Genomic DNA, 12545 nt, shown 5'->3' with positions numbered 1-12545 from the left:
CTCGCGCCCCCAGCGGTTTGCGCGGGTGTAAAACACGAACAACATCTTCAACGCTGCTTCTGAGGAATTATGAGCAATACCACGCTGGCGAATCCCGCCCCGTTGGGCCTGATGGGATTCGGTATGACCACCATCCTGCTCAACTTACACAACACCGGCCTGTTTGCGATGGATGTGATCATCCTAGCGATGGGGATTTTCTACGGCGGCATCGCGCAAATTTTTGCCGGGCTGCTGGAGTATAAGAAAGGCAACACCTTTGGGCTGACCGCCTTTACCTCTTACGGCAGCTTCTGGTTAACGTTGGTGGCGATTCTGCTACTGCCGAAACTGGGGCTGGCAGAGGCGGCCGACGGCCACTTCCTTGGCGCGTATCTCGCGCTGTGGGGCGTGTTCACTGCATTCCTATTTTTCGGCACGCTGAAGTCACCGAAAATGCTGCAGTTCATCTTCGCCAGCCTGACGCTGCTGTTTGCGCTGCTGGCTATCGGCCACCTGACCGACAACGCGGGGTTGCTGCGCGTTGCCGGCTGGATTGGCATTATTTGCGGTTCGAGTGCGTTCTATCTGGCGATGGGCGAAGTGCTGAACGAGAAGTTTGGTCGTACGGTATTGCCGATTGGCGAGTGACAAATGAATAGCGGAGCTGTTTGGCTCCGCTTTTTGCATTATGACGAGTGCAGCGACATATCTAACTGCGCATACTGCTGACGGCTATCGCGCCACAGCCAGATTCCCACCATAAAGCCAATTATCGCCAGCGCCAGCACATACCAGGCAGGCGCCATTGGCGTCAGGCTCATCATCAGCGTTACGCTAATCGGCGTCAGACCACCGAAAATCGCGTAAGCAACATTGTACGAGAATGAGATGCCGGTAAAGCGCACCGCCGCCGGGAATGCGCGCACCATCACAAACGGCACTACGCCGACGACACCCACGCTCAGGCCCGCTAAACCGTACCAAACAAACAGCATTTCCGGCGTGCTACCTAACTGATGGAAGAAGTTCCAGCTGCCGATCGCCAGCAGTATTGAACCGACCATCAGCGAACGCGCCGCGCCGAAGCGATCCACCAGCCATCCGGCGATAACACAACCCAGCAGCAGCATAATGGTGGCGAAGCTGTTGGCCTGCAGACTGAGCGCGGCGGGAATGCCATGCTGTTTTTGCATCAGCGTCGGCGCCATCAAAATCACCACCACAATGCAGGCCGACAGAAGCCAGGTGAGCAGCATCGAAATTACGATGCCGCGCTTATGGCTGGCGAAAATGGTTTGCAGCGGCATTTTTTCTGCCAGCGCTTTACGCTGCTGCATCTGCTGGAACACCGGGGTTTCATGCAGCCAGCGACGCAGATACATCGCCAGCAAGCCAAACACACCGCCGAGGAAGAAAGGAATGCGCCAGCCATGATCGCGCATCGCAGCCGGTGACAGCGTGGTGTTCAGCACCGTTGCCACCAGCGAACCGAGCAGAATCCCTGCGGTTAAGCCTGCGGTCAGCGTGCCGCAGGCAAAACCAATGCGTTTTTCAGGCACATGTTCGGCGACAAACACCCACGCGCCAGGCACTTCACCGCCGATAGCCGCGCCTTGCAGCACGCGCATTAGCAGCATCAATAACGGCGCAGCGATGCCAATGCTGGCATAAGTGGGCAATGCGCCCATCGCCAACGTCGGCAGCGCCATCAGCAGAATACTGAGGCTGAACATCTTCTTACGCCCCACTTTGTCACCAAAGTGCGCCATGATAATGCCGCCTAACGGACGCGCCAGATAACCCGCAGCAAAGATGGCGAAAGTCTGCACCTGACGCAACCATTCAGGAATGTCAGGCGGGAAGAACAGTTCGCCAATCACGGCGGCAAAGAAAACGAAGATAATGAAGTCGTAGAATTCCAGCGCCCCACCAAGGGCGGCCAGCGACAGGGTTTTGTAATCCTGCCCGTTGAGTCGGCGCGTTGCGTGCGTATCCATAATCCAGCGGTATCCAGAGGCAAAACAACTTATGTAAAGATTGAATTACTATACCGTCAATATTTTGCCACACCAGTGCCGATGGATTTTATGCCTGAAAATGCCGATTTTTAGTCATTTGTCTCACGACGGGCGCTTTTGGGGCGAAAAGCTGCTACCACATCGGCATGAGTTTCCACATACGGCCCTTCCAGTAGCTGTAAACAATAAGGTACAGCGGCAAAAATCCCCGGCACCTTTACCGTTCCATCTTCCGCTTTCAGCCCTTCCAGCGTCTCTTTAATGGATTTTGGCTGGCCCGGCAGATTGAGGATCAGCGACTGCTTGCGGATCACGCCAACCTGGCGAGACAAAATAGCGGTCGGCACAAATTGCAGGCTAATTTGGCGCATCTGCTCGCCGAAGCCCGGCATTTCACGGTCGGCAACCGCCAATGTGGCATCTGGCGTCACATCACGCCGCGCCGGTCCGGTGCCGCCGGTGGTGAGGACCAAATTGCAGAACAGCTCATCGACCAGCTCGCAAATCGCCTGCTCAATCATTGGCTGCTCATCCGGCACCAGACGCGTTTCAATTTCAAACGGCGTAGCCAGCGCGGCGGTGAGCCAGCTCTCTAACGCCGGAATGCCCTGATCCTGATAGATGCCGTTAGCAGCACGATCGGAAACGGAAATTAATCCAATTCGTAAAGTATCCATAGAGTTATCGCTGTGGTTAGCTGCATGGCAGCAAATGACGTGAGTAGTTAGAAGGATAATACAAGAAGCGGGGGAAAAAACGTAAAACCGTGGCAGCGGTTGCCGCCACGGCCAATCACCTTACAGCAGCTCGGCGATCATCTTCTCAAGTTTGCCCTGATCGATGGCAAAGTTGCGGATACCTTCAGCCAGTTTGGTAACGGCCATTGGATCCTGGTTGTGCTGCCAGAAGAACTCAGCTTCGGTCATCTTCGCTGGACGCGCTTTCACTTCGCCGGTGTAGCTCAGTTTACGCTCAACGGTGCCTTCGCTCTCAGCCAGCTCTTTCAGCAGGCCCGGAGAGATGGTCAGACGGTCGCAGCCAGCCAGCTCAATGATTTCACCAACGTTACGGAAGCTTGCGCCCATTACCACGGTTTCATAACCGTGCTGCTTGTAGTAGCTGTAGATTTCAGCCACAGACACCACGCCTGGATCTTCGTGGGCTGCATACTCTTTCTTATCGGTGTTCTGCTTGTACCAGTCGAGGATACGGCCAACGAATGGGGAGATCAGGAACACGCCCGCTTCGGCACAGGCACGCGCCTGCGCGAAGGAGAACAGCAGCGTCAGATTACAGTTGATACCTTCTTTTTCCAGCTGCTCAGCAGCACGAATGCCCTGCCAGGTTGACGCCAGTTTGATCAGGATACGGTCATTGCTGATGCCCGCATCGTTGTACAGTTTGATCAGGCTACGCGCTTTAGCGATGCTCGCTTCAGTGTCGTAAGAGAGGCGCGCATCGACTTCAGTCGAGATGCGACCAGGGATCAGTTTGAGAATTTCCAGACCAATGTTGACGGCCAGCTTGTCAGAAACCAGCGCCAGCTGCTCTTCTTTGTTGCTGCTCTGCTGACGTGCCCAGGTAATGGCTTCGTCAATCAGTTTGCGGTATTCAGGGATTTGAGCGGCGTTGAGAATCAAAGAAGGGTTCGTGGTCGCGTCCTGCGGCTGGTAAAGTTTCATCGCCGCGATATCACCGGTGTCGGCGACCACAGTAGTCAGCTGACGCAAGGAAGTAAGTTTGTCCGTCATGGTTCTCTTTCTCTTAGGTTGACTGTCAGGGTGTAAAAGGCTGTTGCGATAATATCACGCACAAGTGACGGCGCAACACCACGAAGTGCCCTTTACGATAGCGCTAACAAATGGGAGCGATTTGCCGATCCATGCCGCTTTTTTGCTACACTCCTTGCGACATTTTCCCTTCAATTCCCTGATAAACCTGCGGGTCAAAGAGGACGTACACGATGCTGATGGTTATCTCACCAGCGAAGACACTGGACTATGAAAGCCCGCTGGCGACACAACGCTTTACCCAACCGGCGCTGTTAGAAAAATCACACCAATTAATTGACGTTGCGCGCGATCTTTCACCGGCGCAAATCAGCTCACTGATGGGCATTAGCGACAAGCTGGCGCACCTGAATGCCGATCGTTTTAACCAATGGCAGCCGCCCTTCTCGCTGGAGAATGCGCGTCAGGCGATCCTGGCGTTTAAAGGCGATGTGTATACCGGTTTGCAGGCCGAAACTTTTAGCGACGACGATTTTGACTTTGCCCAGCAGCATCTGCGCATGTTGTCGGGTCTTTACGGCCTGCTGCGCCCACTCGATTTGATGCAGCCTTATCGCCTGGAGATGGGCATTAAGCTGGCGAATCCGGCCGGGAAAGATCTCTACAGCTTTTGGGGCGATTTGCTGACTGAGAAGTTAAACGAGGCGATTGCTGAGCAAGGCGATGACGTGCTGATCAATCTGGCATCCGATGAGTATTTCAAAGCCATCAAGCCGAAGAAACTCAACGCCGAGTTGATCAAGCCGGTGTTCCTCGATGAGAAGAATGGCAAATTTAAAGTCATCAGCTTTTACGCCAAGAAAGCGCGCGGTTTGATGAGCCGCTATGTGATTCAGAACCGCCTGACCAACCCTGCGCAGCTGAAGAAGTTCGATGTGGATGGATATTTTCTGGACGGTGCAGAAAGCAGCGAGAACGAACTGGTGTTTAAGCGCCGCGAGCAGAAATAGTTCAGCAAGCGCTGCAATGGATTGTGCTCGCTGCCCCCCTCCTCGGTCCTCCCCCATAAATGGGGGAGGAAGATGCTGCAAAATGTGAGTTTGGAGGCTGCATGTGGCAGCGTCTCCTTCCCCCGCTAGCGGGGGAAGGCCGGGATGGGGGACAGCGAGCACTTACCCCAGTCAGCACTTACTTCAGCAAAAACGCCCGCAGCTCCGCGAAATCGCCTTTCAGGTTGTGCGACAGCAGTGGCAAATCGGCGCGCTCGGCCAGCTCTTTTGGCAGCGGCAGATCCTGACCCAGAATCTCATCCACGCTCTCTTTGAACTTCGCCGGATGCGCAGTCCCGAGGAACAGGCCATATTCGCCCTCCTGCAGGTTGTCGCGCAGCAAACGGTAAGCAATCGCCGCATGCGGTTCAGAGATATAGCCAATCTCTGCCAGCTCGCGCATGGTGGATTTGGTGGTTTCATCGGTTACCGCGCCGTACGCCAGATCGGTCAAACGCCAGGTTTTGCGGCGGAACAGCTCTTCCACGCGCGGCCAGTTGTTCGGCTGGCTGACATCCATGGCGTTCGACAGCGTTGCTACCGTGGCGTTTGGCTGCCATGCGCCGTTGCCGAGGAAGCGTGGCACGGTATCGTTAGCATTGGTCGCAGCGATAAAGCGCTTAATCGGCAGACCCAATGATTTAGCCAGCAGGCCAGCCGTTAAGTCACCGAAGTTTCCGCTCGGTACCGACACCACCAGCTGATTGCGCTTCTCTTGTGGCAGCTGCGCCACCGCTTCGAAGTAGTAGCAAATCTGCGCCAGCAGACGGCTGATGTTGATGGAGTTCGCCGAGTTCAGGCCAATCGCCTTTTTCAGCTCTTCATCATCAAACGCCTGTTTCACCAACGACTGACACGCATCGAAATCGCCTTCAACCGCGATGGTTTCGATGTTGCCGCCCAGCGTACAGAACAGTTTCTCCTGCAGCGGGCTGATTTTACCCTGCGGATAGAGAATCACCACGCGCACGTTTTCCATGCCGTAGAAGGCATGCGCCACGGCGGCGCCGGTATCGCCGGAAGTGGCGGTCAGAATGGTGATCTGCTCATCCGCACCGCTCACATAGGAAAGCATCTGCGCCATAAAGCGGCCGCCGAAGTCTTTGAACGCCAGCGTTGGACCGTGGAACAGCTCGAGGCAAGCCACATCATCGCTGACCTTCGCCACCGGCGCCGGGAAAGCAAAGGCGTTTTTCACGCGCTCGGCCAGCTGATGCGCCGCAATTTCATCACCAATGTAGGCAGAGAGAATTTTGCTGCTGCGGCTGACGAAATCCATCTCCAGCATGGCATCGATATCGGTCAGTTCGAATTCCGGCAGTTCGAGCGGGAAAAACAGCCCTTGCTGCGAGCCGAGGCCCTGTTTAACGGCCTGAGCAAAACTAACCTGCTCGTTGTGATCCTTAAGGTTGTAGAGTTTCATGCGTTATCCCAATTTACGTGCGCCAGCCGTATCAAGACGGCAGATGTGGACGAAACCTTCTTCATTCTGCAGATAGTGCTGGCTCAGCCAGTCCGCCATCCGCTGTGCCGTTGCCATCTCGTTGCAAACGGCGAAAAGTGTCGGGCCGGAGCCCGAAATGCCGCACGCCAGCGCGCCAACATCCTGCGCTGCTTTACGCGCATCGGCGAAGCCTGGCAGCAGTTTGGTGCGATACGGCTCGGCGATAACATCCTGCATAAGTTTAGCCGCCAGCCCAGGCTGACGCGTATGACAAGCGTGAATAAAGCCTGCCAGCAGGCGGCCATGCTTAATGGCATCCTCTTTGCGGTACTGTGCCGGCAGAATGGCACGCGCTTCGGCGGTGGAGACTTTAATCCCCGGATACGCCATCACCCACAGCCATTCGTCAAAGCACGGCACGTCCTGACTGATGATGCCGTTCTCTTCAATCATCAGCTGCACGCCGCCAAGGAAGCACGGCGCAACGTTATCAAAGTGTACGCTGCCGGAAATACGCCCTTCCAGCTCGCCCATCAGCGCCAGCAGTTCGGTGTCGTTGAGCGGTTTGCCGCAGAATTCGTTCATCGCCATCAAACCGGCAACCACCGAACAAGCACTTGAGCCGAGTCCGGAACCAATCGGCATATTCTTTTCCAGCGTCATCGCCACCGGAACTTGTTTACCAATCGCCTGGCAAAAACGCTCCCAGCACTGATAAACGATGTTCTCCTGCGGATTGGTCGGCAGTTTGCTGACAAAACGCCCGGAGTTCACCAGGCTAAAGCTGTCGGCGGCTTCCACGGAAACGCAGTCACCCAGCAAGGTGCCATCCACCGGCGAAACCGCCGCGCCAAGCACATCAAAGCCGACGCTGACGTTACCTATCGAGGCCGGTGCATAAATTTTTACCATCATCAAACTCCCAACTTCCACGACAGCGTACGCAGCAGGTCAGCAAACACGCCCGCTGCTGTGACATCATTCCCTGCACCATATCCACGCAGAACCAGCGGGATTGGCTGATAGTAGCGGCTGTAGAATGCCAGCGCATTCTCACCGTTCTTCACTTTGTACAGCGGATCGTTGCCGTCCACCGCGTCAATCTTCACTTTGCAGACGCCACCCTCTTCTATCGCGCCGACGAAGCGTAATACTTTACCTTCGTCACGCGCTTTGGCAACGCGCGCGGCAAAGGCGTTATCCAGCTCCGGCAGACGTTGCATAAACTGCTCAACGTCGGCGATCTCCGTCAGGCTGGCGGGCAGCAGCGGTTCGATATCGATATCGCTAAGCTCCAGCTGATGCCCCGCTTCACGCGCCAGAATCAGCAGCTTACGCGCCACATCGGTGCCAGAAAGATCGTCACGTGGATCCGGCTCGGTAAAGCCCATCTCACGCGCCATTTTGGTCGCTTCCGACAGCGAAACGCCCTCATCAAGCTTGCCGAAGATAAAGGAGAGCGAGCCAGAGAGAATACCGGAGAACTTGATCAGTTCATCCCCGGCATTCATCAGGTTTTGCAGGTTTTCGATCACCGGCAAACCGGCACCAACGTTGGTGTCGTACAGGAACTTACGGCGCGATTTTGCTGCCGCTGCACGCATCTGCTGGTAATAATTCCACGACGACGTGTTGGCCTTTTTGTTCGGCGTGACGACATGGAAACCTTCGGCAAGGAAATCGGCATACTGATCGGCAACCGCCTGGCTGGAGGTGCAATCGACGATCACCGGGTTTAGCAGATGATACTCTTTCACCAAACGCATCAGGCGACCGAGATTGAACGGCTCTTTGGCTTCGTTCAGTTCTGCCTTCCAGTTGCTGAGATCGATACCGTGTACGTTGGTCAACAGCGCCCGCGAGTTAGCGATGCCGCACACGCGCAGATCGATATGCTTCTGTTTCAGCCATGTCTGCTGGCGATGCAGCTGATCCAGCAACGCTGCGCCCACACCGCCAACGCCGACCACGAACACTTCAATGACCTGATCGGTAGCGAACAACATCTGATGCACCACACGCACGCCGGTGGTGACTTCATCGTTGCTCACTACCACCGAGATGGAACGCTCAGACGAGCCCTGCGCAATCGCCACGATATTGATGTTGGCTCGCGCCAGCGCCGAGAAGAATTTAGCCGAGATGCCGCGCAGCGTACGCATGCCATCACCGACCACCGAGATCACCGCCAGCTGTTCCAGCACGTCCAGCGGATCGAGTAAGCCATCTTTCAACTCCAGATAGAACTCCTCCTCCAGCACGCGACGCGCGCGCGCCTGCTCGCTTTGCGGTACGCAGAAGCTGATGCTGTATTCCGAAGAGGATTGGGTGATCAGCACCACGGAAATGCCGGTGCGTGACATTGCGGCGAAAACGCGCGCCGCCATGCCGACCATGCCTTTCATGCCCGGACCTGACACGTTGAACATCGCCATGTTATTCAGGTTAGTAATGCCTTTCACCGGATTCTCATCCAGCTCGCCTTCGCCACCAATTAAGGTGCCCGGCGCTTGCGGGTTAGCGGTGTTTTTGATCAGGCAAGGAATCTGGAACTGGGCGATGGGCGCGATGGTACGCGGATGCAAGACTTTGGCGCCGAAGTAGGAGAGCTCCATTGCTTCCTGATACGACATCGATTTCAGTAAGCGCGCATCGGGCACCTGACGCGGGTCGCAGGTATACACACCGTCAACATCGGTCCAGATTTCACAGCAATCAGCGCGCAAACACGCAGCCAACACCGCAGCGGAGTAATCAGAACCGTTGCGGCCCAGCACCACCAGTTCACCTTTCTCGTTCCCGGCGGTGAAACCGGCCATCAGGATAAAGTGATCGGCTGGGATCTGGCTGGCGGCGATGCGACGCGTGGATTCGGCGATATCAACGGTGGATTCAAGGTAATGACCAATCGCCAGCAACTTCTCCACCGGATCGATAACGGTAACTTTGTGGCCGCGCGCCTGCAGCAGCGCTTCCATAATAGCAATCGACAGCTTTTCGCCACGGCAGATGATGGCGGCATTCACAGCGTCCGGACATTGGCCCAGCAAGCTGATGCCGTGCAGCACTTGTTTCAGCTGTGCAAATTCCAGTTCAACGCGGGTTTTCAGTCCGTCATAATCAAAGCCCGGCTGCGCATCACGCAAGCCTTGCAACAGATCGGCAAAAATACGTTCGGCATCGCTGATATTCGGCAACGTGTCCAGGCCGCTGATGGTTTTCTCAATCATCGCCACCAGATGATTGGTAATTTTTGCTGGTGCAGAGAGTACGGTCGCAACCTGTCCCTGTTGTGCATTGCTTTCCAGAATATCCGCCACACGGAGAAAACGTTCCGCATTGGCTACTGAGGTTCCGCCGAATTTCAGCACTCGCATATTTGAAGCTCTCCTGAATTTTTGCCGAAAAAAAAGCCCGCACTGTTTAGGTGCGGGCTTTTTTCTTTGTTTTTCCTGTATGCGTCAGCCCGCACCGTTACCTGTGGTAATGGTGGTGGTAATAATAATTGTGGTGTTCAGGCTGAGTTTACGCATTTAGATTTTTTTCTGTCTGTCTTTGTCTTGTCCGTCTGCCTTCCAGAAGTAAAGCAAAGCGCACGTTAAGTCAACGAATTTGTCTTAGCCGCGCCGTCCCTGGCGTTGCGCAGTGCTGCGCTTGCTGAGGCAAAAATTATCGCGATCGTTCAGGAGATGCGGCGGATTGCCGCATCAGTCACTAGCATCTCAGGATTTATCCGAGCAATTATCTATAAGTTTTTTTTCTACATCGTGTAACAAACGATGCAGCATGGCGCTGTCACGCTGTTCCAGCAGGCCGATGCGCTGATCGATCCAGTCCGCCATTTTGACGTCATCACTCACATCCAGCTTGACCAGCAACTGATGAAAGCGCTGGCGCAATGCCTGCAACTGCTGCTCATTCGCCACTTCTGCGGTCTCAGCCGCAATCTGATTGAGCGCCGACAGCTGATAGCAATACACCATCACTGCCTGACCGAGATTCAGCGACGGATAATCATTGGCCATCGGAATGCCGGTTAACAGATCGACCTGCTCCAGCTCTTCATTGGTTAAGCCGCTGTCTTCACGGCCAAACACCAACGCGATGCGGCTCAGCCATTGGCGCTTCTCCTGCAGGATGTTTTCAACCTGGCTGGGCGTAGCGTAATAGCGGAATTTCGCGCGGCTACGTGCGGTGGTCGCTACGGAAAAATCGACATCCTTGAGCGCCTCGCTCAGCGTGGCGTAGGTTTTGACGTTATCGAGGATCTCACCGGCGCCGTGCGCCACTCGACGTGCTGCGGGATCTTGCCAGGCATCGCTGGCGACAATGCGCAGCTCGCTAAATCCCATGGTTTTCATAGCGCGAGCAGCCGCACCTATATTTTCCGGACGAGCGGGAGAGACAAGGATTAAGGGGAAATGCATGATTTTTCCATCGAACTGTTAACAACTCGCATTATGTTGGCATGCAGGAGAGAAAATACCAACTGCGGCTAGAGGAGAAAATAAGATGTTAACGATGTTAAAAGAGGGATAAATCCAGCTGTAGTGGAAATTAGCGGGCATAAGCAAAATTATCGGACCTATTGAATATAAAACCCTTTTCTTTCATATCATTGAAATATAATTTCCTGCGTGTTTTAGTTTTGGTTTTATAAGGACGAAATGTAGCAAAAATGCTGCATTTTGTGAGCTAAACTAGCAATCCTGGAGAAGTTTTTCATAAAAGTGTTAACGTGCTACACTTGCATTTGATATAAGTCAACGAAGCGTTGTTTTTATGCTTATCGGTTGTTGTTGGTGCTGTTAGGTTGCTGTTAATACGGTTAGGATGAGCGCCTGTCCGAGATCCTCGGGGCGTGCAAATATCCATCCTGACTGGCTGAGCTAACACTGAAGTTGACGTAGATGGATGGTGTATTCCGAAGATTATTTCGTATACCGGTTGCAGCACATTAGCGTAACCGACGTACGCCCTGTTTTCGATTTGTTGGCAAATTTTAGGTAGCGAAACATGCAGACCCCGCACATTCTTATCGTTGAAGACGAACTGGTCACGCGTAACACCCTTAAAAGTATCTTTGAGGCAGAAGGTTACGTGGTCTATGAAGCCACCGACGGCGCCGAGATGCATCAGGTTTTGACGGAAAATGACGTCAATCTGGTGATTATGGATATCAACCTGCCAGGTAAAAACGGTTTGCTGTTGGCGCGCGAATTGCGTGAGCAAGCAAACGTCGCGCTGATGTTCCTTACCGGCCGTGATAATGAAGTGGATAAAATCCTCGGTCTGGAAATCGGTGCCGATGATTACATCACCAAACCGTTCAACCCGCGTGAGTTGACGATTCGTGCACGCAATTTGCTGTCGCGCACCATGAATCTGGCGATGCCAAGTGAAGAACGCCGTACCGTTGAAAGCTATCGCTTCAACGGTTGGGAGCTGGATATCAACAGCCGCTCACTGATCAGTCCGAACGGCGACCAGTACAAGCTGCCGCGCAGTGAATTCCGCGCCATGCTGCACTTCTGTGAAAACCCTGGCAAAATCCAGACGCGTGGTGACTTGCTGAAGAAGATGACCGGCCGCGAGCTGAAGCCGCATGACCGTACCGTGGATGTCACCATCCGCCGCATCCGTAAGCATTTCGAATCCACGCCAGACACGCCAGAAATCATCGCCACCATTCACGGCGAAGGTTACCGCTTCTGCGGCGAACTGCAGGATTAAGCGTTGCAAGAAAAAACGCCCGTGAGGGCGTTTTTTTATGCCTGCATTAATGCCACGGCATAATCGGCACGGCGCTCAGCGCATTCTTCGGCGATCCATCCACCACCTTGTCGGAATAGCTTAGGTACACCAGCGCATGACGTTTCTGGTCAAAGAAGCGCACCACCTGCAGCTTCTTAAACACCAGTGATGTGCGTTTTTTGAACACCACTTCACCTTGCGCCTTGCCTTGTGCGATTTTCTCGCTAAGCTCTACCGGTCCCACCTGTTGACAGGAGATGGCCGCGTCGGACGTGTCTTCCGCCAAACCTAATCCCCCTTTAATACCGCCGGTTTTTGCCCGGCTGATATAACAGGTTACATTTTTTACGTCGGGGTCATCGAAGGCTTCTACCACGATCTTATGATCGGGGCCAAATATCTTGAATACCGTGTCAACTGAGCCGATCTCTTCGGCCTGAACGCCAGCACTGAATACATATGTTGCCAACGTGATTATAAGAATACGAGCTATTGTCATTGAGTTACCATTGCCAATCGAATAGATGAGAATGTAATGTACTGTCAATCGAACAGAGAACCAAACCTA

General features: G+C 54.2%; 12 protein-coding genes and 1 other annotated feature. Of the genes, 3 read left to right on the top strand and 9 right to left on the bottom strand.

All coding sequences use genetic code 11. The features are described from left to right. Window positions 1-69: 69 nt before the first annotated feature. Entirely contained in the window at window positions 70-630 is a 561-nt protein-coding gene (gene satP, locus DEU53_RS14035; protein WP_101762154.1) for an acetate uptake transporter, read from the top strand. 38 nt (window positions 631-668) lie between these two features. Here satP and DEU53_RS14030 read toward each other — a convergent pair whose 3' ends face one another. The 3 genes from DEU53_RS14030 to tal all read right to left on the bottom strand — a co-directional run bounded on the left by DEU53_RS14030 (window position 669) and on the right by tal (window position 3751). Next, complete coding sequence (locus DEU53_RS14030) at window positions 669-1979, bottom strand: MFS transporter (protein ID WP_110867504.1); 1311 nt, start codon at window positions 1977-1979, stop codon at window positions 669-671. Between the two features lie 110 nt (window positions 1980-2089). After that, window positions 2090-2677 (bottom strand): molybdopterin adenylyltransferase, encoded by a 588-nt coding sequence (gene mog, locus DEU53_RS14025; RefSeq protein ID WP_101762156.1) that lies wholly within the window; start codon window positions 2675-2677, stop codon window positions 2090-2092. Window positions 2678-2797: 120 nt separating this feature from the next. Then, window positions 2798-3751, bottom strand: coding sequence for a transaldolase (gene tal, locus DEU53_RS14020; protein WP_110867503.1), 954 nt, complete (start codon window positions 3749-3751; stop codon window positions 2798-2800). Window positions 3752-3963: 212 nt separating this feature from the next. Between tal and yaaA the strand changes: the two genes are divergently transcribed. After that, window positions 3964-4740 carry a peroxide stress protein YaaA gene (yaaA, locus tag DEU53_RS14015; protein ID WP_110867502.1) on the top strand — a complete coding sequence of 259 codons (777 nt, stop codon included), beginning with the start codon at window positions 3964-3966 and terminating at the stop codon, window positions 4738-4740. Window positions 4741-4918: 178 nt separating this feature from the next. Here yaaA and thrC read toward each other — a convergent pair whose 3' ends face one another. From thrC to DEU53_RS13990, 5 genes are all read right to left on the bottom strand, one after another. Beyond that, complete coding sequence (gene thrC, locus DEU53_RS14010) at window positions 4919-6202, bottom strand: threonine synthase (protein ID WP_110867501.1); 1284 nt, start codon at window positions 6200-6202, stop codon at window positions 4919-4921. Window positions 6203-6205: 3 nt separating this feature from the next. Beyond that, window positions 6206-7135: a homoserine kinase gene (gene thrB / locus DEU53_RS14005; RefSeq protein ID WP_110867585.1), complete on the bottom strand. Its 930-nt coding sequence runs from the start codon at window positions 7133-7135 to the stop codon at window positions 6206-6208. 2 nt (window positions 7136-7137) lie between these two features. Continuing rightward, entirely contained in the window at window positions 7138-9600 is a 2463-nt protein-coding gene (gene thrA / locus DEU53_RS14000; RefSeq protein ID WP_110867500.1) for a bifunctional aspartate kinase/homoserine dehydrogenase I, read from the bottom strand. Between the two features lie 26 nt (window positions 9601-9626). After that, window positions 9627-9749: a sequence feature (Thr leader region), on the bottom strand. Further along, on the bottom strand, window positions 9685-9756 hold the full coding sequence (thrL, locus tag DEU53_RS23315) for a thr operon leader peptide (RefSeq protein WP_071531027.1): 72 nt from the start codon (window positions 9754-9756) through the stop codon (window positions 9685-9687). (Overlaps the previous feature by 65 nt.) Before the next feature lie 189 nt (window positions 9757-9945). After that, entirely contained in the window at window positions 9946-10650 is a 705-nt protein-coding gene (locus DEU53_RS13990; protein ID WP_101762160.1) for a tRNA/rRNA methyltransferase, read from the bottom strand. A 589-nt stretch (window positions 10651-11239) separates the two neighbouring features. On the opposite strand from DEU53_RS13990, the gene arcA reads away from it, so the two are divergent. Then, window positions 11240-11956, top strand: a complete 717-nt coding sequence (arcA, locus tag DEU53_RS13985) for a two-component system response regulator ArcA (protein ID WP_008108686.1) — start codon at window positions 11240-11242, stop codon at window positions 11954-11956. Between the two features lie 46 nt (window positions 11957-12002). On the opposite strand, the gene creA is transcribed toward arcA, so the two are convergent. Next, entirely contained in the window at window positions 12003-12476 is a 474-nt protein-coding gene (creA, locus tag DEU53_RS13980; protein ID WP_101762161.1) for a protein CreA, read from the bottom strand. Between the last annotated feature and the right edge of the window lie 69 nt (window positions 12477-12545).

Origin of the sequence: Pantoea sp. AG1095, from assembly GCF_003208415.1 — a bacterium.
Lineage (GTDB): Bacteria > Pseudomonadota > Gammaproteobacteria > Enterobacterales > Enterobacteriaceae > Pantoea > Pantoea leporis.
The sequence above is the reverse complement of the archived record's forward strand: the minus strand, read 5'-3'. Positions and strand labels throughout refer to the sequence as shown.